The organism is Erythrobacter sp. SN6-5 (assembly GCF_057364945.1).
Genome location: NZ_CP200282.1, coordinates 2,492,803 through 2,513,334, shown reverse-complemented (window position 1 = coordinate 2,513,334; position 20,532 = coordinate 2,492,803). Strand labels below are relative to the sequence as shown.

Sequence of the window (20,532 nt, the reverse complement as noted above, 5' to 3'; positions counted from 1 at the left end):
ACAACGAATTTGGGAGAGTGGATAAATGCTCGGAGCGATGCAAGACTGGACGATGCGGATCACACATGTGATCGATCACGCCGCGCGAGAATCTGGCACCCGCGAAATCGTAACACGCTGGGCCGATGGCAATGAGACCCGCACGAATTGGGCAGGCATTCGCGCTGATGCCTTGAAGATGGCACAGGCCCTCGAAGCGCTTGGTGTGAAGAAAGGCGATCGTGTCGCCAGCCTGGCGATGAACCACTCACGCCATCTTGTTAGCTGGTACGGCGTCGCTGGGATGGGCGGGGTATTGCACACCGTAAACCCGCGATTGTTTGAAGATCAACTCGAATACATCGTCAATCATGCCGAAGACAAAGTGCTGCTGTATGATGCCGCCTTCCAGCCCATCGTCGACAAGATGCGCGACCGCTGGACCACGATTGAGCACTATGTTTGCTACGATCCAGCTGACGGTTTTGATGGTCACGCATTTGAGAGCTGGATCGGCGCGCAAGATGGCGAATACAATTGGGCCGAGGTGGGCGAGCGTGATCCATGCATGCTGTGCTACACCTCTGGCACGACAGGCAATCCCAAGGGCGTACAGTATGAGCATCGCTCGACCGTGCTTCATGCTGTTGCCGGATTGCAGCCATCGACGTTCAATTTCAGCAGCGCCTCGGTTATGTTGCCGGTGGTGCCGATGTTTCATGCGGCGAGCTGGGGCCTTCCCTATGCTGGCGCGATGGCGGGAATCAAATTCGTGTTCTCCACCGTCAATGACCCAGCGGTTTTGCACGAGTTGATGCTGCGTGAGAAGGTGACCGACAGCGCTGGTGTGCCCACAGTATGGCTCGCCCATTTCCAATATTGCGACAAAGAAGGCATTGATCTGCCACCGCTGAAAGCTGCAACGATTGGCGGTTCGGCCTGTCCACGCTTTATGATCGAACGGCTGATGAAGAATGGCACACGGGTGCAGCACGCCTGGGGTATGACGGAAACGTCCCCAATCGGAACGGTTGGCGGACCAACCCATGATTGGGATGAGCTTACGTTTGAACAAAAGGTTGATAAGACCGCAATGCAAGGTCGCCCGATCTTTGGCGTGGAACTGCGCACAGTCGATCTTGATGATATGGTCACCGAATTGCCGCGCGATGGCGTGGCTTCCGGTGCGTTACAAATTCGTGGTCCCTGGATTATTCGGCGCTATTTCAAAGGCGAACAGGATGCAGTCAACAACGAGGGGTGGTTCGACACGGGCGATGTCGGCATCATCCATCCCGATGGCACCCTTCAACTAACCGACCGCACCAAGGACGTGATCAAATCAGGCGGCGAATGGATTAGCTCGGTTGAGCTGGAGAACGCGGCGGTTGGCCATCCGGACATTGCAGAGGCTGCCTGCATTGGCATGTATCATCCAAAATGGGATGAGCGGCCCGTGCTGTTCGTCGTAAAGAACGAGGGCGCGGACCTCTCGAGTAACGATGTGCTAGAGCATCTCAAACCCCTGATCGCGAAATGGTGGATGCCCGATGCGGTCGAGTTTGTGGATGATATTCCGCACACAGCAACAGGTAAGATTTCCAAGAAGAACCTGCGCGACCGGTTCAGCGATTATAAGCTCGAAGGCGCTTAGGAGGCCGCCGCAATCGCTCGGCTGATCCTGCTGAACAAACCCTTTGGTGTCCTGTCGCAATTTAGCGGCGGCAAGGAAGGCGTTCAAGACACGCTGGCGCGTCTGATCGATATGCCGACGGTCTACCCTGCTGGGCGTCTGGACAAGGATAGCGAAGGGCTGTTGCTGCTGACCGATGATGGCCGATTACAGTCCCAGATAGCCGAGCCGCGCTATAAGACGGAAAAGACCTATCTTGCGCAGGTCGAAGGTGAGCCAGAGACGCAAGCGCTGGAGGCGCTGCGACGTGGCGTGAAGCTGAAAGACGGTATGACTAAACCGGCCAAAGCAGCGAGGATTGACTCACCTGAGTTGTGGGATCGCGATCCGCCGATCCGCTTCCGCAAGAATGTGCCAGATGCTTGGATTTCTCTGAGCATATCGGAAGGGAAGAACCGGCAAGTGCGGCGCATGACAGCCGCCGTGGGCCTTCCGACCTTGCGCTTAGTGCGCTGGAGTGTCGGAGATTGGTCAGTTGAGGGATTGTCGCCCGGTGAATGGCGCGAAATTGCAGTTTGAGGAGCCAAGTTGATGACAAACTATATCGATCCCAGTCTGAATAATTTCCAGGCATTCAAGGATCTGCCACGCGATGAGCCGATCCATATGCTCAACCTGCTGCGCTATCGCGACATTGCCGAGTATCCTGAAGGACATGAGCGTCACGGCAATGGTTGGAGCGGACGGCGGGCCTATAAAGAATATGGCGCGACCAGCGGTCCAATTTTTCGCCGGGTTGGCGGGTCGATTGTTTGGCGCGGCGCATTTCAAACCATGGTCACTGGGCCGGAGCCGGATGACAAGGTGTGGCACGATGGCTTTGTCGCGCAATACCCGAATAGCGGGGCGTTCTTCCAAATGATCAAAGACCCGAACTATCAACTGGCCGTTGTGAATCGCAGCGCTGCCCTGATCGACAGCCGATTGATGCGATTTAAGCCGGGCGAGGGCGGGGACGTGTTTGGATGATGGATCTCTGGCGAAACTGCGTTTTCAGTCATACGTCGAAAGCGGACCAAAAAAGGGAAAGTTAACCCAATGGTCCAAGGCTTTCTTAGCCAATCGGTTTAATCGGTTGGGAAAACCATCGGCCTAACGTGGATGCCTAGTCTAATCTAAGGATCCCGAGGTAAGGCCATGATCAAACTGTCAAAACATCTGTGCATTCTTGCTGGGCTCTTTTCAAGCAGTGCAGCACTCGCCAGTGATTCTGGCTGGATGATTTCTGAGACAGACGGGCAGGTTTCGATCACCCGCGATGCTAAGGCACTCTATGCCGCCAAGGGCACACGTTTGGAAATCGGCGATGTGGTGCGCACCAGCGAAGGTGGCCGTGCAGTGTTGGTTCGCGGGGAAGAATTCTACATCGTCTCGCCCAAGGCTCAGGTCCGCATTAAGAAAGCTGAAGAGCAAGGCGTCGCTGCACAAGTGTTCCAATACATCGGCGAAAAAGTGCTTGGAATGGAGCGCAAGTCCAAAGGAACGCCTGGCACGAAACAGCCGGTGCTTGCCGCTGTTGTGAAGGGTTATGGTGACAAGCCAGAAAAGCCTGACCTTAAGGATTTCGACGCATCAATGCACACCCTCAATCCAAGCGAGTAACAGGCGCGAGGGTGCTATTTCTCGGTTAGCCGAGGCATCAGTTCCACGAAATTACAAGGGCGATTGCGATTGTCCAATTGCTCGCTGAGGATCCCGTCCCAGCCATCCTTCACCGCGCCGTTTGAACCGGGCAGGGCGAAGATATAGGTGCCGCGTGCCACAACCGCGCAGGCGCGCGATTGGACTGTGCTGGTGCCGATGGTCTTGAAACTAAGCCAACGAAACAATTCGCCAAATCCGGGAATGTCTCGCGCGTCTTCGATCCGGGACAGCGCCTCTGGCGTAACATCACGCCCGGTCAGGCCAGTCCCGCCGGTGCTGACGATCGCATCGATATCGGGATCATCAATCCAAGCATTGAATTGATCAACCAGAGTGCTTGCATCGTCTTTGATGATCTCTCGCGCAGCCAACGAGTGGCCCTTCGCGCTGACCCGCGCGGCGAGAATATCGCCCGACGTGTCAGTTTCTGGGGTCCGCGTATCGGAAACGGTTAGGACGGCAATATTGATCGGGGTGAATGGTTTCGCCTCATCAATGGCCATCGCGTACTACCTTTCCAAACGTGCAGAGCGCCCCATAGACATTTGCGGAAACTCTGGCCAGCGCCCTTCGGCGAGCGCCCGGCGGCTTGGCGAGGAAACTCCCGCAGCGCGCTCGTACATCCAGTAATTGCGCATCACGATCGCGACATAGCCGCGCGTTTCCCAATAGGGGATCGATTCCATGTAGAGCAGCGGATCATCGTAGTCGCGCACTTCACTGTTCCACCGGCTGATCGGCGTAAGGCCTGCGTTATAAGCAGCCATGATCTTTGGAAGTTTGCCCTCGGTGGCGTAGCTGTCGCGCAGCATCTCCAGATGGCGCTGTCCATAAGCGAGGTTGACCTCTGGATTGTTGAGATCAGCATAGCTCGCGCCAAGGTTCAGGCGGCGATTGTGGTCACGCGCCGTGCCAGGCATGATCTGCATCAGCCCGCGCGCATTGGCTGGGCTAACCGCGCCAGCGCGGAAGTTCGATTCCTGCAGAGCGTGAGCAAAGGCGAGGGCGGGATCAACCGTCCAGCCTGTCGCCGGTTGCCAGCGAGCCACGGGATAACGCAGTGATGGGTCAGAACGCATGCCGCGCGGGGCGTTGTGCGCCATGAACAATTGCGTTGATGGCATGCCAAGCTCGCGGGCAAAGCGCGCTAGCAGAGGAAATTCGTTCGGATTGCCGATCCGCGCCTGATGGCGCAGCACTTCATCTGCCAGCACCGGACGGCCAATCTCGTTAAGCGCGGCTGCGATGCGCGGATTGGTGCTTCGTTGCAGAACGCTCCAGTCATCCCGGGTGAAAGGCGCAGGCTTGGCGCTATCGGGTACCTTCACGCCCAATTGCTCGCTCGACCAGCAAGCCATAGAGCGTCTCGTCATGGCGCGCAGCGGCGCTAAGGTGCCGCTGGGCCTGGCCCGGCTCGCGGCAACGGACCAGCGAGCGATGCGCCCAATAATGTGCCGCAGCGGTCAGTTCTACATTGGAGGATCGATCAGCGGCGCGGGCAAAGCTCTCACTCGCTAGCGCGCAAAAACCCTGGCGCCATGCGGCTAGGCCAGCGACCCATTCACCTTCGGCAACCCATGCGCCGGAACCTTCTGAGACAGTTTCGGCCAGGGCCTGCGCCGAGGTGTCATCATTCTCGATGTAATAGCTCCACGCGACTTTTTGGCGCCATTCTGCCCGAGCAGCAGAGCTGAGCTGCGGGTCGACCTCAATCAACAGGCTGTGCGCGCCCGCCGGATCATCGTTCTTGATACGGTCGAGGATCGCTGACTTGGTGCTGGATGGCATTGTACCATCATTCACCGGACGCGGACGGATCCGCTTTGATGCATATGGTTGCTGAGCTAAACCGCTGAGCCTGAGGCAAATAGGGCAGGTTTTCGACACCGCGCTTCGCACCCATCCGCCCCAGCTGTGCCGCCTGAGGCAGGTGCACACCATCGTCGAACCAGCGGGCAATCCGCTCCGCCTCAATCTTTGGGCTGTTGGCATGGGTGTAATATTCGGCGCGTGCGATCTGGTGCAGCAATCCGCCCCGGCGCTGGGCCAGCATACCTTCAACACGCTCCCACTGCTGCGCGTCAATCGCACCAAACAGGTCAGAATAAAACGCGCGCTCATTTGCGGATAGGACAGTTGGCACAGCCTCGCTGCGCCCATTCGAGCTCGCATCGTAATGCGCAACCATGCTGCCCGCTTGCGCCAAAGCGACGCTCGGCGTGGCAAGTGCGGCGGCGAATGAAGCGGCCAATATTACTGGCCTAAGGCTTTTCGCCATCACCGATTTGCCGACCATTCAATCCATCTCCGCCAAAAACGCGCTTTCAGCCTTGGGCTTGCCATCAGGCTTTCCAGACTTTCGCTAACAAGAAGCTTAGTTAATGGCTCACTAGGGTTGTTTTCTGGTGCAGATGTGTGGTTACTTTTTTGTGAATTGATTGTGTCTTGCGCCGCTGCGTGGCCCAAAAGCGGCGGGATGTTGGAACCGAGCGCCAAAACCTTTTCTGGTGCGGCCAATTTAATGTGCAGGGCCAAGACCTCTGCCATTCCCGCATGAGCCAAAGCGGCAGTGTCGGCCATGGGTGTAGGCCGGGTGAGGGCGGAGGCGAAGTAGACCTCATCCTGCGTAAAGCCCATTGCGGCCAGCATATTGGCGAGCAATCGCCCCTGCGGCCCGGACAGCAATTGTTCGCTGTCGCCATCCTCTGGCGCGAGCACCAGCACCATTAGCTTCGCGCCGCTCTTCCCGCGTGGCGGCACGCGGCCGCGCGGGCCAATCGGATCGAGACCGGGCGCATTCAGCCACCATTCTTGGAACGCCGCTAGGTCGCTCGGCGCGTCCTCGCCCAGTAAATCGCCCTTCGGTCCTAGAGTTTTTTGCGGATCGCTGATTTCGGTCTTTTGCGAAGTCCCACCCGATTTTTCCTGCTTCTTCGCCTTAGCACCGTCGCCTGGCTCTGCCTCACGTTCTGGCTTCGCAAGCCAATCCGTAACGTCATCGGCAAAGTCGATGTCCACACCGGCCGCGCGCCACCAATCAAGGGTAGCAACAAATTCTCGGGACAAAGGCGGAGCGGGGGCGGACATACTGTTAATCGGAGGTCTTGACCTTAGCCGTGGCAGTTAGCAAGTGGGTAGGCACGCAAACTCTAGGATTATTCGGGGATCAAATAGGCTCATGAGCGAACGGGAATCAATGCCATGCGACGTCGTTATTGTCGGCGGCGGTCCAGCGGGCCTCTCTGCGGCAATTCGGCTGAAACAGATCAATGAAGAGCTTGAGGTTGTAGTCCTTGAAAAGGGCTCCGAAATTGGCGCTCATATTTTGTCTGGCGCGGTGGTCGATCCAAAGGCCCTGACTGAGCTGCTGCCGGAATGGCGCGATATGGATTGCCCAATGGCAGAAACACCAGTGACCGATAACTGGCACTGGGTTCTGTCAAAGAACGGCAAGACGTCGATCCCACATCTCGTAATGCCGCCCCTAATGAGCAATCACGGCTGCTACACCGGTTCGCTGGGCAATATGACTCGCTGGCTGGGTGAGCAGGCCGAAGCGCTGGGTGTGATGGTCTTCCCCGGCTTCCCCGCGAATGAAGTGATGTTTGATGACAAGGGCGCGGTGCGCGGTGTCATCACGCAAGACATGGGCATCGCCGAGGATGGCTCGCAAAAGCCAGATTATCAGCCTGGCATGGAGATTGAGGCCAAATACACCCTGTTTGCTGAGGGCGCGCGCGGATCGCTGACCAAGCAGATGAAGGCGCAATACGACCTTGAGGCCAATTGCGAACCGCAGGTTTATGGCCTCGGCATCAAGGAATTGTGGGACATTGAACCGGGTAAGCACGTGCCGGGCCGTGTCATTCACACGCAAGGCTGGCCGCTCAACGAAAGCGGCACATGGGGCGGCGGCTTCTTCTACCATCAAGCGAACAATCAAGTTGCGATCGGCTTTGTCACCGCGCTTGATTACAAGAACCCGTGGGTTTCGCCCTATCAGGAATTTCAGCGTTGGAAGATGCATCCGGAGATCAAGGCGATCCTCGAAGGCGGCAGCCGCGTTGCTTACGGTGCGCGCGTCATCAACGAAGGCGGTTGGCAGTCGGTGCCAAAGCTCGCCTTCCCAGGCGGCGCGTTGATTGGCTGTGCAGCTGGCTTTGTAAACGTACCCCGCATCAAGGGCAGCCACACCGCCATGAAGAGCGGGATGCTGTGCGCGGAGGCCATCGCCGCAGAGATCGAAGGGCACGAAAGCCAGCCAGAGCTTCAAGGTTATGAACCCGCTGTCCGTTCCAGTTGGATTGCGGACGAACTTAAGAAGGTTCAGAATGCGGAGCCTGCCGTTGCCAAATATGGCGATGATCTCGGCACTATTCTGGGCGGGATCGACATGTGGATGCGCACGCTCAAGATTGGCCTGCCGATCAGCATGAAGCACCATGCCGACTACACTATGATCGGGCGCGCGGATCTCTATCCTAAGATCGACTATCCGAAGCCCGATGGCGTGATCAGCTTTGACCGCCTGACCAATGTCGCCTTCAGCTTCACCAACCACGCAGAGGACCAACCGGTGCACCTGCAATTGGGCGATACCGACCTGCAAAAGGCGAGCGAATTTGACGTCTTCGGCGGTCCGTCAAACCGGTACTGCCCGGCGGGCGTCTATGAGTGGATCGAGGAAGAGGGCAAGGAGCCCAAATTCCAGATCAACTCGCAAAACTGCGTCCACTGCAAAACCTGCGATATCAAAGACCCGAACCAGAACATCAACTGGGTCACACCAGAAGGTGGCGGCGGTCCGAACTATCCGAATATGTAGGGATGTGTTGGATCGGGCGAAGAGCTCAGACTAACGATCTATAGTTTCTGACATTGGGGTAGGGCGATGCTTTCAATTCTTGGTTCGGGTGTTTTGGTGCTCGTCGGGTTGTTTGTTATCTTTAGCGGCTGGATGGCGATCATGCAGTATCGCGTTGAGCCTGAGCAAACAACTAAGGCTGCCGCTCGTGGCGGGTGGGTCTGGGTGATCTTGGGAATCGCTGCGATAGTTTGGGGCGTAATCCGCCTTTTCTAACTTCGACCCAAGCAGCTTGCTTCGTCATTGCGAGGAGCCGCAGGCGACGCGGCAATCCAGGGCCTCCTCGCCGGAATACTCTGGATTGCTTCGCTTCGCTCGCAATGACGAGGACAGTAAATTGGTTCTTTCAGAAACCGCCTACGCCAAGATCAACCTCGCGCTGCATGTCCGCGCGCGGCGCGAGGATGGCTATCACGAGCTTGAGACGTTGTTCGCCTTTGTCGATACGGGCGACACGCTGAGCGCTCGCGCCGCTGAGCAGGACAGCGTCCAAACAATCGGCGAATTCGCGGGCGGGATCGACAATCCGATGGATAATCTCGTGGCGAAGACTCTTGGCCTGCTGCCGCGCGCAGGGGGTCTTGCTATCACGCTGGAGAAGAACCTTCCCGTCGCCGCTGGCCTGGGCGGAGGCTCTGCCGATGCGGGTGCACTGTTCCGCATTGTGGAGCAAACGCATGGTCTGCCGGATGATTGGATGCAGCGCGCCGCAAAGCTTGGCGCGGATGTACCATGCTGCGTGCGCAGTGAGACGGTGGTGGGCCGGGGCACTGGCACGCAGCTTGAACCAATCGACAGCGATCTGACCGGAACGCCCGTCCTGCTCGTTAATCCGCGGGTGCCCCTATCAACCGGCCCTGTCTTTCAAGCTTGGGACAGGGTCGATCGAGGCGCTTTGCCCTCAGAAACAGCGCGCGAAATCGCTCTGGCTGGCCGCAATGACCTGTCCCAGCCAGCGATCAGCATCTGCCCAGCCATCGGTGCCGTCTTGGGCGCGCTCGAGGCCACCGACGCTTGGCTCACCCGCATGTCCGGCTCTGGCGCGACGTGTTTTGCGCTCTACGATAGCGATGCCGCACGCGATGCGGCGCAGGCGGCAATCACACAAAGCCACCCCGATTGGTGGCAATTGGCGGGCAAGCTGAGATGATCTCTCCCAGGATTGACGAGAATCCCTTCCGCCAAATGGGAGAGCCGATACGCGGCGGGATCGTCTGCGTTGCCGATCATGCCTCCAATTTTGTGCCAGACGACGTGCCGCTCGGTATTCCGGATGCCCTGCTAGAAAAGCACATTGCCATCGACATTGGCGTGCACGGAGTGGCGGTTCGCATGGCCCGCGAGCATGGTATCGCAGCGCATCTGGCCACCGTCAGCCGCCTCGTCACCGACCTGCACCGCGAAGAAGACCATCCCGGCGTCGTGCCAACCGAAAGCGACGGTCACCTGATCCCAGGCAATATTGGCGCCGACGTGGAAGGGCGGCTCAACCGGTTTCACAGGCCCTATCACGCCGCGTTCGGCACATGGCTCGATGAAGCTGCTCCCAAGCTGATCATTTCGCTGCACAGTTTCACGCCGCAGCTGGAATCGCGCGCCGAAGACCGCCCGTGGGAGATCGCGCTGCTGTATAATCAGGATGACCGCGCGGCGCGCCATGCAATCCGCCTGTTCGGCGAGCAGGGCCTAAACGTCGGCGATAACGAGCCTTACTCCGGGCGTGAACTCAACGCGACGATGAATCGCCACGCCGAGACGCATGGCCGCTATTACTGCGCAATCGAGGTCCGCCAAGACCTGATCGCGACCCGCGTGGAGCAGTCACGCTGGGCAGCAATGATTGCAGATGTGTGCGGAAGGGTTGCACTCGCGCTCGACTAACGGCAGTGGAGCTTCACCAGAGCTTCAATTTGAGAAATATTATGTCTTCGCGCTTCGATAAAACGAAACTTCCCAGTCGTCATGTCTCGGTAGGGCCAGAGCGTGCCCCGCACCGTTCTTATTACTATGCAATGGGGATGAGCGAAGAAGAGATCGCGCGACCATTCGTGGCGATTGCGAGCGCGGGTAATGACAGCGCGCCGTGCAACACCACGCTCGATCCGCAGGCGAATATTTGCCGCGAGGGCGTGATCGAGAACGGCGGAACGCCGCGCCGTTTCAACACGATCACAGTTACCGATGGCATTGCGATGGGTCATCAGGGCATGAAAAGCTCTCTGATCAGCCGTGAGATTATCGCAGATTCGGTCGAGGTCTCCGTGCGCGGGCATTGTTATGACGCGCTGGTTGGCTTTGCTGGCTGCGACAAGAGCCTGCCTGGCATGATGATGTCGATGCTGCGCCTCAATGTGCCGAGCATCTTTGTTTATGGTGGCTCCATCCTGCCCGGCACGCACCACGGCAAAGATGTGAATGTTAAGGATGTGTTCGAGGCCGTTGGGCAATACGCAGCGGGAAATTGCCCGCTCAAAGAATTGATCGCGCTGGAAAAGGTCGCTTGTCCCGGCCACGGAGCTTGCGGCGGACAATTCACCGCCAACACCATGGCCTGCGTCGGCGAGGCGATAGGATTGTCCCTGCCAAACAGCAATATGACGCTAAGCTCCGTATAAATCGCGCGAAGAAATTGCGCGGGCTGCGGGTGTCCAGGTGATGAACCTGTTGGAGCTGAATTTGCGACCCCGCGACATTTGCACACGGGAAGCGTTTGAGAATGCAGCACGTGTGGTGGCGGCGACTGGTGGTTCGACCAATGCGGCGCTGCATCTGCCAGCGATGGCTAGTGAAGCGGGCATTGTATTCGACCTGTTCGATGTCGCGGAGATATTTAAATCAACGCCTTACATCGCCGACCTGCAGCCTGGCGGGCAATATGTCGCCAAGGACATGCATGAAGCGGGTGGTATCTACATGGGCATGAAAACCCTGCTCGATGGCGGTTTCCTAAACCCCAACCCGATGACCGTGACCGGTAAGACCCTGGGCGAGAATATCGAGGAGGTCACCTGGAACCCCGATCAGAAGGTGTTTTACGAGGTAGCCAAGCCAATCACCCCTACGGGCGGCGTCGTAGGCTTGAAAGGATCGCTTGCTCCCGATGGCGCAATTGTGAAGGTCGCGGGGATGGAGCGGTTGCAATTCACCGGCTCTGCGCGCGTTTTCGATTGCGAGGAAGACGCCTTCGCCGCCGTTGAGGCGCGTGATATTGCTGAGGGCAGCGTGATCATCATCCGCTATGAAGGGCCAAAGGGCGGGCCGGGCATGCGCGAAATGCTCTCCACCACTGCGGCGCTTTATGGGCAGGGAATGGGCGAGAAAGTCGCGCTCATCACCGATGGCCGTTTCTCCGGCGCAACACGGGGCTTCTGCATCGGCCATGTCGGACCAGAGGCGGCGGATTGTGGACCAATCGCCTTGGTTGAAGATGGCGACGAGATCGTGATCGATGCGGAGAACGGCACGATCGATCTCAATGTCGGCGAGGACCTGCTGGCCGAGCGGCGCAAGGCCTGGCAGCCACGCACCAATGATTATCAGGCTGGCGCATTGTGGCGCTATGCTCAGAATGTCGGTCCTGCTAGCAAAGGCGCGCTCACTCATCCCGGAGCAGCAAAGGAAACTCATGTATTTGCGGATATCTAACGCTGGGCTGATCGCACTCCTCACGAGCGGCGTGCTCGCCGGGTGCGGCGCAGAGCCTGCCGAGCACACCGCAAGGCAGCGATGTTGATTGCGCGATAGGCCCGGGCGCGGATTATTCCGCCGTCTGCACTTTGGAGCAGGCCGCGGATGAGAGCGGCGCGTTCTTCCTGATCCACCACCCTGATGGCGGGTTTCGCCGGGTCAAACATGATGCAGCCACCGGCGATCTTGCCGCGATGGACGGGGCAGATATGCTCAAGGATCGCAGCCTTGATCCGGCCAAGGTGCGCGAATTCGCAATCGGCGAAGATCGCTATTTGATTCCAGCGGAGATGCTGGCCAGCGCACCAGAGTGAGCGATCGCCAAGTTCTCACTGCCGCGCAAATGCAGGCCGCTGAGCAGGCGATTTTCGATACTGGTGTAAGTGTTGATGAATTAATGGCTGTCGCTGCTGGCGGCGCGGCGGAATGGGTCCGGCGTATTGCTGCGGGCAGGGCGGTGACCGTGCTGTGCGGGCCAGGCAACAATGGCGGCGATGGGTACGTAATCGCAGAGATTTTGCGTCAAACGGGTTTGCAGGTGACGGTGGTGGCACCGCTCACCCCGACCACTGATGCTGCCAAGAACGCCCGCGCTGGTTTCAAAGGCGAAATACTCACATCCGGCGGCACCGCGGAGGGTAGCGTCTTCGTCGACTGTCTGTTCGGCTCCGGCTTATCGCGAGAGCTTTCAGCCGAACATGCGTTGCTGCTGCGCGATTTGGCAGAGCGCCACGATTTCAGGATTGCGGTCGATCTACCATCCGGAGTGCACTCCGATGCGGGTGCGGTCCTAGCTCAATCGCTTCCCAGTTATGATATTACGTTGGCATTGGGCGCTTGGAAATTCGCGCATTGGCGGTTGCCAGCCCGTGAGGCGATGGGACAAAAACTGCTGGTGCCGATTGGCATTTCGGCGGTCGAGGGCGCGGCTCAATTGGTTGGCCGCCCGGCCATTAAAGCTCCGGCAAGCGACGCCCATAAATACACCCGCGGAATGTGCGCGATCGTTGCCGGGGACATGCCAGGCGCCGCGCTGCTTGCGAGCAAAGCCGCAATGCGCGCGGGGGCGGGATTGGTGCGACTGTTCAACCAGGAACCCTTGGCTGGTGCCCCCGCCGGATTGGTGGTCGATCCGATGCCACTCAAGGTGGCGCTGGACGACAAGCGGATAAAGGCGATGTTGATCGGGCCAGGATTGGGTCGTCACGAGGGCGCGATCAAAGACCTAGAAACAGCCTGCAAACATGGTTGTGACTTGGTCCTCGACGCCGACGCTCTGAGAATCTTGCCGGTGCATCTGATTGATGATTGCACCTATGTCCTGGCGACCCCGCACCATGGGGAACTGGACGCTCTGTGTCAGACGTTCGCTGTGATCGCAGAAGGGCGCCAAGACCGCGCTCAGGCTGTTGCAGCGGCAAGCGGCATGGTGATCCTAGCCAAAGGCCCAGAGACAGTGATCGCCGCACCTGATGGCCGTTTGGCGTTGGCACCGCCTGCCTCTAGCTGGCTGTCAGTAGCGGGAACGGGCGATGTGCTCGCAGGGATCGCGGTCAGCCGAATGGCAACAGGCCGCGATGCATTCACTGCGGCCTGCGAAGCAGTGTGGCTTCACGGCGCGGCTGCGCGTATGTGCGGCGCGGCATTTACGGCGGATGATCTGGCCGATGCCGTCAGCGGGGCAATGAGTGAAGCGTGTGAGTGAAAAGTTTGAGTGATTCTGAGGCAATGGAGATCGTCAGGCTAGCGGCCAAGGGCGATGGAGCGAGCGCAGACGGCCGCCATGCACCGGGTGCGTTGCCTGGAGACATAGTCGCCAATGATGGCACTGTCACGCGCGGCCCGCATCACGTTACTCCACCTTGCCAGCATTTTGACCGCTGCGGCGGGTGCCAATTGCAGCATGCCGATGAAGAGACCTTGATGGAATTCGTGCGCTCCCGAGTGGCCAATGCGGCCGAGGGGCAGGGGCTGGAGCCCCGCGAGCTGATGCCAGTGCATCTCTCACCGCCGCAAAGCCGCCGCCGCGCAACATTGCATGCCTTACGCAAGCATCGGCGGGCATTACTCGGCTTTCGCGAGGCAGGATCGCATAAGATCGTAGATCTCAAGGAATGCCCGGTTCTGCTCCCTGAACTGACGGCGATGATCGTGCCATTGCGCGCCTTTATCGCCGAGCATGGGAGCAAGGCTCCGGTCGATATCGCACTCGCCTGGAGCGATCAGGGCGCTGATTGCAGCCTCACCAATATCACTTTGGAAGGGTTGGAGGCGACAGAGGCGGCACTCGATTTCGCGCGCGATCAAGGCCTTGCCCGGCTTTCGATAGATCAGGGATACGGCGCTGAAACCGTGTGGGAGCCTCAACCCATCAGCGTCACATTATCGGGTCTGCCCGTGCCCATGCCGGCGGGCGCTTTTCTGCAAGCGACCCGCGATGCGGAGGCGCGCATGCTCAGCGATGCGTCGGATTGGCTGGAGGGTTGCGGCGTGGTCGCTGATCTGTTCTCTGGCCTCGGCACATTTGCCTTTGGCTTGGCGCAGGGGCGAAAGGTCTTGGCCGTAGAGGCGGATCAAGCGGCTCATCTGGCTTGCAAATCTGCTGCCGTGCGCGGTCAGCGAGAGGTTCATGCGATGCACCGCGACCTCTTTCGAAACCCGCTCGACGCTAAGGAAATCAGCAAGTTCGCTGCCGTTTTGCTTGATCCGCCGAGGGCCGGTGCACGCGAACAAATCGGCCAAATCGCGCAAAGCACGATTGAACGGGTCGTCTACGTCAGCTGCAACCCATCAAGTTGGGCACGTGATGCCGCACGCTTAGTCGAAGCGGGGTTCACACTGGAGAAACTGCGCCCGGTGGGGCAGTTCCGCTGGTCAACACATGTCGAGTTGGTGAGCCTGTTTACTCGGGAGTAGGTTAGGCGCGCAGTCCAGCAAGTATCTGGGCGCGCAGCCAGTCGGCAGCATGCGCCTCAACATAGGAATGTCCTGCGCCTTCACAGGTCGCAATCCGGGGGTCATCTGCTACCCAATTGGCGGCAAAAGCCTGGGCCGTGCGGTCGCTGCTAGCGAGCAGAATGCGTACCTGGCCGGAAAAGCCAGCAAGTCCGGCCTGCATTTCGGCAGCCAAACTTGTCGGCTCAGGCGCTGAACGCAGTGATCCAGTCAACCCGCGCGCCAACTTTCGCAGATCAACGCCGCCACGCAGAAAGCGTATAATCTCGCGCGGGTTTTTGAGTTTTTCAGCGTAACGAGCGCGGATCGCATCGGGTGGGGGCAAATCCGTCGCTTCGTTGCCTTCAATCGTCCAGGGGTTGGACAGGATCAAACCGTCACAACCCGCACCGTTTGCCAGCATTAGGGCCGAGGCTGCATCGCAATTGCCAAAGGCAATGATCCGCTCAACCTGCGGCGCTATTGCTCGAAAGGCTTCGATGGCAGTGCGAATATCTTGTTCTGATTTGCGGAAACCGCGATTTTCACCCTCGCTATCCCCGATCCCGCGCCGGTCAAAGCGGAACACGGGAAAGCCTGCCTTAGCAATCTCTGCCGCTAAGCGCGCCTGGCTGGAAAATGCGCCCGCGCGAATTTCATTGCCGCCGCTGACGATCAACAGGCCCGTTGTGCCGGGCGCGGTGTCTAACGTGCCCGCACATTTGAGCGTTCCGCAGCCATAATCCATATGCAGCCGGGTCATGGCGCGGCCAGTTCTTCAGCAAGCAGCGTGGCAAGAGCGGCGGCCTGTTCCGGGTCCTCATCCGGTTCGGCGCGCAGCCATAGTCCGCGTCCACCTAATACGCTTTGCGTGATTTCGGTCAGGCTACCTATGGAAACTTCATCCGCCTGCTCCAATTCGCGCACCAATTGTGCGCCCAAATCCCAGCCTGCCAGGACCATGCCGCTTTCGCGCCCGCTTTGCATCAATGTGTCGGAGCTTTCATCGGCCCCAGCTTCGCGAGCGGCGATCACTTGCGCGCGGATCATACTGCGCAGCTGCTTTGCGCCCGTTTGCGGGACATAGGCCCAACCTGGAAGGCTGGGCGGCGCAAACATAACGCCCGCCCGAAAGGTCAGCACATGGGTCGCCTCGCAATGGTTTGCAGCGGCGCCCATCGCCGCCTGCCATGCGCTCATGCTCTGCTCTGCTAATGGGGCAGTGCTCTCGTTCCAACCGGGCAGATCGGGCATGGCTGAACCAATCTCCAGATCATTGAGTAAACGCATCACTTCAATGATTTGCCTGCGGAACTTGTTGTGTTCGTCGAATAGCGGCGGGATCACAAGAACGCACGGGCGCCCAGCATGCTCAAATTTCGCCAGCATTTCTTCTGAGATTTTGCCGCTTGGATGCGGGCAGGGCCAGTGGGTGAGCACGCGCCCGATCAGCCTTCGATGATCTTGGCCTCGGCAAAGGCGAGCAGCCCGCCATAGGTTTCAAGCATTTCACCATCGACGTCGTCATCCTCGATAACAATGTCGAGCCTGTCTTCCATCTCGGTCAGCAGGCCAGCAACCGCCATCGAATCGAGTTCTGGCAAGTCGCCAAACAGGCCGGTTTCCGGTGTGAATTCGTTCACGCTCTCAGCGTCCAACCCCAGCACATCGGCGATGATCGCCTTGAGATCACGGTCAATCGCCGCACGGCTTTTGCCGAGGCCCGACATATCCGTCTGCTCTGATGCGGTTGCCGAATTGTCGGTGACCGGATTGCTACTCATGCGCCCCTCGTTTCCCGGAATTTCGCGAGTTTCTACTGATACGGGCGCTCGCCTTAGCTCTGCACCTCTCGCTTCGCAAGTCACCCGGTGGTTTGACGAATGAGCCGCTTGGCCAGTGCAGGCCAGGCCTTGGGCTGGCGCGGATCGAGGCAATCAATTCGGTAGCGATGGCGGGTCTCGCCCATCCAATCCGCTTTGTAAGGCTGATCACCGGTTCCAAAATCGACCAATTGGACGTGGTCCTGGTCGATGACCCGTTCAAACAAGGCAGCAGTCAATGTGGTGCCTGCGGAGAGATGCTTATGACTCTCTAGATGCGCGAGCTTGTGGATGTATGCACGGCCATTTTCAACCGTCCAGCATTGTGCAGCGACCGCCGTCTCGCCTTCATAGGCAAGGCCTACGCGTAAGCGCCTTTCGGCTCCCTCAGCGTGTGCAAATTTACGCAGCATCGCGGGTTCGTCTTCCTCAGGCTTCCAACTGGCGGCGTAAATTGCCTCATAATTGTCCCATGCAGCCTCATCGAACGTGTCGAGGATCTGGGTGCGCACCTTTTTCGCCTTACGCTTCAGCGTCGTGCGCATCTTGCCAGGCCGCTCGGCCCAATACTCCGCAAAACTGCGCCCATTAACCTTCAATATGTGGTTGAGGTCGCATGCCTCGCTCACAACGCTCCACCCGGCAGCCTTGAATGCCTTTGCAAGCCGAGTGGCCGAGCCATTTTCGTCGGGTACAGGCTCCAGCGTTACGCGGTGGCCGCGCGTCTTTAGGTTGCGCGCAATTTCCAGCAGCAGACGGTCGCCAAGATCACCAGGCGGAGCCAGTTCGCGCCACGTGAAGTTGTACCAATTACGCATTGGAGTGAGGTGGCCTGTGCCTGCTTTTAGGGCCAAGGCTGCGCTGCGATCACCTTCTTTCGCAATCACGATCAGCGGCTTAAGACCGGTTTCAGCCAAGAGACCAAACCATTCCGCGCGCTCAAATGGCGAGGTCACCGCGCCATCATCCGCTTGATGACATAGGTCATGCAAGACGTTAACGGTATCATGGTAACTCACGGTGATCACTCGATCGTGTCCCTTCGGAAATTGTCATGCCAAGCACCTTAGACGAGACAGCCAAACCGCTCGACCACATTGCCGAACGCGGCGTGGAATGTGGCCGCGCTGATGCGCCTGCTCTGGTGCTTCGTGACCGGACGTTTAACCATGAGGAGTTAAGACAGCGTGTCGCTGTCTTGGCGGGATGGCTTAAGAGCATTGTGCCAGAGAAAGGCGCTCGTGTAGCGAGCTGGGCGGCAAAGGGCGAGCTGACCTGTCTTCTGCCATTGGCGGCGGCGAGGGCGGGCCTGGTGCATGTGCCGATCAATCCGCTGCTAAAACGTGCGCAGGCGGCGCACATCTTAGCAGATAGCGGGGCGAGCTTGCTGATTGCTAATGCTGCACGGCTTAAATCGCTTGAAGCCAGCAATTTAATAGCTTCCTGCGCCGCGATGGAGGAAAATGAGGCGCTGTCTACGGCGACCACACATGATACGCCGCTTGGTCCGTCCAAAGCCGATCCGAGCGAGCTTGTAGCTATTCTCTACACCAGTGGCTCGACGGGGCGGCCCAAGGGCGTGGTTCTGAGTCACGCGAACCTGTGGCTCGGCGCGGTTAGCGTCGCCGATTATCTCAAAATGGCAGGCGATGATGTAACTTTGTCGGTCCTACCATTGAGCTTTGATTACGGGCAGAATCAACTGCTTTCAACGTGGCATGCGGGCGGTTGTATTGTCCCGCTCGACTTCCTGTTTCCGCGCGACGTGATGAAGGCCTGCGCCAAGCATCAGATCACCACCCTGGCCGCTGTGCCACCACTGTGGGTTCAGCTCACCGAACTGGAGTGGACACCAGAGGCCACCATTTCCATGCGACGGATGACCAATAGTGGCGGCGCACTCACCACTGAGTTGGTCAGTGATCTGCGCCGGATATTCCCCGATGCAGATCTCTATCCGATGTATGGCCTGACCGAGGCGTTTCGCTCAACCTTTCTTGATCCGGCATTGGTCGATTCGCACCCAACTTCAATGGGTAAGGCCATTCCTTTCGCAGAAATTCTTGTCGTCAATGATGCGGGGGAAGTCGCTGAACCCGGTGAGGAGGGTGAGCTGGTTCACTGCGGACCACTGGTCGCGCAAGGATATTGGCAAGACCCAGAGCGCACCGCTAAGCGATTCAAGCCTGCGCCGCGTCAATCGCGCTATGGCGGGACAGCGGTGTTCTCCGGCGATCGAGTTCGACGGGACGAAGATGGTTTGCTCTATTTCGTCGGTCGGCGCGATGCGATGATCAAAAGCGCTCAGCAACCGGATCAGTCCCGCAGAAATAGAAGAAGCCGCGATCGCCTGTGATCAGGTGCAAGAGGCGGTTGCGCTTGGTCTGCCAGACGAGCGTCTTGGCCATGCAGTACATCTCGTGGTGCGCGGGACCGAAAGCGAGGCGTCGCACAAAGATCTGGTTAAAAGGCTCAAGCGGGAGCTTCCGAATTTCATGCAACCTCAGACGATCCATTGGCGCGATGCGATGCCGATCAATCCCAATGGGAAGATTGATCGCACGGCCCTGTTAAGGGAGTTAAGCCAATGACATCCCTCGATAAGACCAAGGCACTTGGGCCAATTCCAGCAGGGTTTGCGGCACTTGAGGGCGAACTGGCCATTGGCGGTAAGCGGGCGAGCGAATGGGCAGCACAGGCGGGTAAGACGCCGCTGTTCGTCTATTCGAGAGATCGCCTCAATACGCGGGTCGCAGAGCTGCGCGCTGCTCTGCTCGGCGCGCATCGGCATCAACTATGCGGTCAAAGCCAATCCCTATGCCCCTGTGATCGCGCATATGGAGGCTTTGGTCGATGGTTTTGACATCGCCTCCTCTGGTGAGCTTGCCATGACCAATGCCGCCAGAATTGATCCGGCGCGTGTCAGCTTCGCCGGTCCGGGCAAACGTGATGACGAGCTGGAAGCTGCCATTTCTGCAGGAGTCACGCTCAATTGCGAGTCTGAAGGGGAGGCGCACCGCTCCCTCGCCATCGGCGAGAAACTGGGCAAAGCTCCTCGCATGGCTCTGCGCGTGAATCCAGATTTTGAGCTGAAAGGCTCCGGTATGAAGATGGGCGGAGGCGCCAAGCAATTTGGCGTTGACGCAGACAAGGTGCCCGTTCTGGCGCGCGAAGTGATCGCAGCGGGCGCTGAGTGGCGCGGCCTGCATATTTTTACAGGCAGTCAGGCCTTGAGCGCCGAGGCAATTATAGAAGCGCAGGGCAATGTGCTGAATTTGGCAGCAAAATTGTCAGACGCGATTGGAGAACTTCTGCCAAAGCTCAATATGGGCGGCGGATTTGGTATTCCCTATTTCCCCAATGATGATGCGTTGGACTTGTCTGCGGTCGGCGCTGCTCTGCATGAGTATGTGGCGAACCTCCCGGCGGTGTTGCAAGATACAGAGCTGTGTCTTGAGCTTGGGCGCTATCTCGTTGGCGAGTCCGGTGTTTATCTGACGCGGGTGATAGACCGCAAGGTTAGCCACGGCACAACCTATCTGGTCACCGATGGCGGACTGCATCACCAACTTGCCGCATCCGGTAATTTCGGAACGGTTGTACGCCGCAATTATCCGGTTGCCATCGCCAATCGTTACGATGCGCTCGGCGGACGATATCGTCAATGTGGTCGGCTGCCTCTGCACCCCGCTAGACCGACTGGCCGACAAAGCTGGCCTGCCGCGCGCAGATGTTGGCGATTTGGTCGCTGTGTTTTGTGCTGGAGCGTACGGAGCGAGCGCCAGCCCCAGCGCGTTCCTTGGCCATGGACCTGCGGCGGAAATGCTCGTTTAAGAGCTGAAAACCACGCAATTATGCGCGTTTAAAGTTTGGCAAACCGCTGTCCCGAAACGGGATAGGGGGCCAAA

19 protein-coding genes and 3 pseudogenes are annotated in these 20,532 nt (G+C 58.6%); 13 read left to right on the top strand and 9 right to left on the bottom strand.

What is annotated here, in order from left to right; all coding sequences use genetic code 11:
- Positions 1-25: 25 nt before the first annotated feature.
- From AC0V6Z_RS12520 to AC0V6Z_RS12505, 4 genes are all read left to right on the top strand, one after another.
- Positions 26-1,633 (top strand): long-chain fatty acid--CoA ligase, encoded by a 1,608-nt coding sequence (locus AC0V6Z_RS12520; RefSeq protein WP_472638788.1) that lies wholly within the window; start codon positions 26-28, stop codon positions 1,631-1,633.
- Between the two features lie 12 nt (positions 1,634-1,645).
- On the top strand, positions 1,646-2,191 hold the full coding sequence (locus AC0V6Z_RS12515; RefSeq protein ID WP_472640914.1) for a pseudouridine synthase: 546 nt from the start codon (positions 1,646-1,648) through the stop codon (positions 2,189-2,191).
- A 12-nt stretch (positions 2,192-2,203) separates the two neighbouring features.
- The gene (locus tag AC0V6Z_RS12510; RefSeq protein ID WP_472638787.1) at positions 2,204-2,641 is read left to right on the top strand and encodes a DUF1330 domain-containing protein; all 438 of its coding nucleotides are present in this window, start codon (positions 2,204-2,206) and stop codon (positions 2,639-2,641) included.
- A 168-nt stretch (positions 2,642-2,809) separates the two neighbouring features.
- The gene (locus AC0V6Z_RS12505) at positions 2,810-3,274 is read left to right on the top strand and encodes a hypothetical protein (protein ID WP_472638786.1); all 465 of its coding nucleotides are present in this window, start codon (positions 2,810-2,812) and stop codon (positions 3,272-3,274) included.
- Positions 3,275-3,288: 14 nt separating this feature from the next.
- On the opposite strand, the gene moaB is transcribed toward AC0V6Z_RS12505, so the two are convergent.
- The 5 genes from moaB to AC0V6Z_RS12480 are packed head-to-tail and all read right to left on the bottom strand — an operon-like array spanning position 3,289 to position 6,334.
- Positions 3,289-3,819 carry a molybdenum cofactor biosynthesis protein B gene (moaB, locus tag AC0V6Z_RS12500; protein WP_472638785.1) on the bottom strand — a complete coding sequence of 177 codons (531 nt, stop codon included), beginning with the start codon at positions 3,817-3,819 and terminating at the stop codon, positions 3,289-3,291.
- Between the two features lie 6 nt (positions 3,820-3,825).
- A complete protein-coding gene (locus AC0V6Z_RS12495) occupies positions 3,826-4,644 on the bottom strand; it encodes a lytic transglycosylase domain-containing protein (protein WP_486176487.1) in 819 nt (272 codons plus the stop codon).
- Positions 4,628-5,104: a hypothetical protein gene (locus AC0V6Z_RS12490; RefSeq protein ID WP_472638783.1), complete on the bottom strand. Its 477-nt coding sequence runs from the start codon at positions 5,102-5,104 to the stop codon at positions 4,628-4,630. The genes AC0V6Z_RS12495 and AC0V6Z_RS12490 overlap by 17 nt, the downstream gene beginning before the upstream one ends.
- Positions 5,105-5,111: 7 nt before the next feature.
- Complete coding sequence (locus tag AC0V6Z_RS12485; RefSeq protein WP_472638782.1) at positions 5,112-5,612, bottom strand: hypothetical protein; 501 nt, start codon at positions 5,610-5,612, stop codon at positions 5,112-5,114.
- The gene (locus AC0V6Z_RS12480) at positions 5,594-6,334 is read right to left on the bottom strand and encodes a uracil-DNA glycosylase family protein (RefSeq protein WP_486176486.1); all 741 of its coding nucleotides are present in this window, start codon (positions 6,332-6,334) and stop codon (positions 5,594-5,596) included. The genes AC0V6Z_RS12485 and AC0V6Z_RS12480 overlap by 19 nt, the downstream gene beginning before the upstream one ends.
- Positions 6,335-6,494: 160 nt before the next feature.
- On the opposite strand from AC0V6Z_RS12480, the gene AC0V6Z_RS12475 reads away from it, so the two are divergent.
- The 7 genes and pseudogenes from AC0V6Z_RS12475 to AC0V6Z_RS12445 all read left to right on the top strand — a co-directional run bounded on the left by AC0V6Z_RS12475 (position 6,495) and on the right by AC0V6Z_RS12445 (position 14,783).
- Positions 6,495-8,141, top strand: coding sequence for an electron transfer flavoprotein-ubiquinone oxidoreductase (locus AC0V6Z_RS12475; protein WP_472638780.1), 1,647 nt, complete (start codon positions 6,495-6,497; stop codon positions 8,139-8,141).
- Positions 8,142-8,517: 376 nt separating this feature from the next.
- A complete protein-coding gene (locus tag AC0V6Z_RS12470) occupies positions 8,518-9,330 on the top strand; it encodes a 4-(cytidine 5'-diphospho)-2-C-methyl-D-erythritol kinase (RefSeq protein WP_472638779.1) in 813 nt (270 codons plus the stop codon).
- Positions 9,327-10,061 (top strand): N-formylglutamate amidohydrolase, encoded by a 735-nt coding sequence (locus AC0V6Z_RS12465; protein ID WP_472638778.1) that lies wholly within the window; start codon positions 9,327-9,329, stop codon positions 10,059-10,061. The genes AC0V6Z_RS12470 and AC0V6Z_RS12465 overlap by 4 nt, the downstream gene beginning before the upstream one ends.
- A gap of 41 nt (positions 10,062-10,102) precedes the next feature.
- Positions 10,103-11,825 (top strand): annotated as a pseudogene (gene ilvD, locus AC0V6Z_RS12460) (dihydroxy-acid dehydratase).
- Between the two features lie 131 nt (positions 11,826-11,956).
- Positions 11,957-12,181, top strand: coding sequence for a hypothetical protein (locus tag AC0V6Z_RS12455; RefSeq protein ID WP_472638777.1), 225 nt, complete (start codon positions 11,957-11,959; stop codon positions 12,179-12,181).
- Positions 12,178-13,572 (top strand): NAD(P)H-hydrate dehydratase, encoded by a 1,395-nt coding sequence (locus tag AC0V6Z_RS12450; protein ID WP_472638776.1) that lies wholly within the window; start codon positions 12,178-12,180, stop codon positions 13,570-13,572. The genes AC0V6Z_RS12455 and AC0V6Z_RS12450 overlap by 4 nt, the downstream gene beginning before the upstream one ends.
- Positions 13,573-13,595: 23 nt before the next feature.
- Positions 13,596-14,783 carry a class I SAM-dependent RNA methyltransferase gene (locus AC0V6Z_RS12445; protein ID WP_472640913.1) on the top strand — a complete coding sequence of 396 codons (1,188 nt, stop codon included), beginning with the start codon at positions 13,596-13,598 and terminating at the stop codon, positions 14,781-14,783.
- Between the two features lies 1 nt (position 14,784).
- On the opposite strand, the gene AC0V6Z_RS12440 is transcribed toward AC0V6Z_RS12445, so the two are convergent.
- The 4 genes from AC0V6Z_RS12440 to AC0V6Z_RS12425 form a co-directional block, all read right to left on the bottom strand.
- Positions 14,785-15,564 (bottom strand): hydrolase 1, exosortase A system-associated, encoded by a 780-nt coding sequence (locus AC0V6Z_RS12440; RefSeq protein WP_472638775.1) that lies wholly within the window; start codon positions 15,562-15,564, stop codon positions 14,785-14,787.
- On the bottom strand, positions 15,561-16,241 hold the full coding sequence (locus tag AC0V6Z_RS12435) for a hypothetical protein (protein WP_472638774.1): 681 nt from the start codon (positions 16,239-16,241) through the stop codon (positions 15,561-15,563). The genes AC0V6Z_RS12440 and AC0V6Z_RS12435 overlap by 4 nt, the downstream gene beginning before the upstream one ends.
- An 8-nt stretch (positions 16,242-16,249) precedes the next feature.
- Positions 16,250-16,531, bottom strand: coding sequence for an acyl carrier protein (locus AC0V6Z_RS12430; RefSeq protein ID WP_472640912.1), 282 nt, complete (start codon positions 16,529-16,531; stop codon positions 16,250-16,252).
- A gap of 134 nt (positions 16,532-16,665) precedes the next feature.
- Positions 16,666-17,643 carry a GNAT family N-acetyltransferase gene (locus AC0V6Z_RS12425; RefSeq protein ID WP_472638773.1) on the bottom strand — a complete coding sequence of 326 codons (978 nt, stop codon included), beginning with the start codon at positions 17,641-17,643 and terminating at the stop codon, positions 16,666-16,668.
- A 35-nt stretch (positions 17,644-17,678) separates the two neighbouring features.
- On the opposite strand from AC0V6Z_RS12425, the pseudogene AC0V6Z_RS12420 reads away from it, so the two are divergent.
- Positions 17,679-19,215 (top strand): annotated as a pseudogene (locus AC0V6Z_RS12420) (acyl-CoA ligase (AMP-forming), exosortase A system-associated).
- A pseudogene (locus AC0V6Z_RS12415) lies at positions 19,212-20,458 on the top strand (pyridoxal-dependent decarboxylase, exosortase A system-associated). Before AC0V6Z_RS12420 ends, AC0V6Z_RS12415 begins: the two co-directional pseudogenes overlap by 4 nt.
- Positions 20,459-20,532 lie beyond the last annotated feature (74 nt).

Coding starts and splice junctions, on each gene's coding strand:
- AC0V6Z_RS12475 (WP_472638780.1), top strand. CDS start 6,495: ATGAGCGAACGGGAATCAATGCCATGCGACGTCGTTATTGTCGGCGGC.
- AC0V6Z_RS12510 (WP_472638787.1), top strand. CDS start 2,204: ATGACAAACTATATCGATCCCAGTCTGAATAATTTCCAGGCATTCAAG.
- moaB (WP_472638785.1), bottom strand. CDS start 3,819: ATGGCCATTGATGAGGCGAAACCATTCACCCCGATCAATATTGCCGTC.
- AC0V6Z_RS12490 (WP_472638783.1), bottom strand. CDS start 5,104: ATGCCATCCAGCACCAAGTCAGCGATCCTCGACCGTATCAAGAACGAT.
- AC0V6Z_RS12440 (WP_472638775.1), bottom strand. CDS start 15,564: ATGACCCGGCTGCATATGGATTATGGCTGCGGAACGCTCAAATGTGCG.
- AC0V6Z_RS12445 (WP_472640913.1), top strand. CDS start 13,596: ATGGAGATCGTCAGGCTAGCGGCCAAGGGCGATGGAGCGAGCGCAGAC.
- AC0V6Z_RS12520 (WP_472638788.1), top strand. CDS start 26: ATGCTCGGAGCGATGCAAGACTGGACGATGCGGATCACACATGTGATC.
- AC0V6Z_RS12430 (WP_472640912.1), bottom strand. CDS start 16,531: ATGTCGGGCCTCGGCAAAAGCCGTGCGGCGATTGACCGTGATCTCAAG.
- AC0V6Z_RS12465 (WP_472638778.1), top strand. CDS start 9,327: ATGATCTCTCCCAGGATTGACGAGAATCCCTTCCGCCAAATGGGAGAG.
- AC0V6Z_RS12505 (WP_472638786.1), top strand. CDS start 2,810: ATGATCAAACTGTCAAAACATCTGTGCATTCTTGCTGGGCTCTTTTCA.
- AC0V6Z_RS12485 (WP_472638782.1), bottom strand. CDS start 5,612: ATGGTCGGCAAATCGGTGATGGCGAAAAGCCTTAGGCCAGTAATATTG.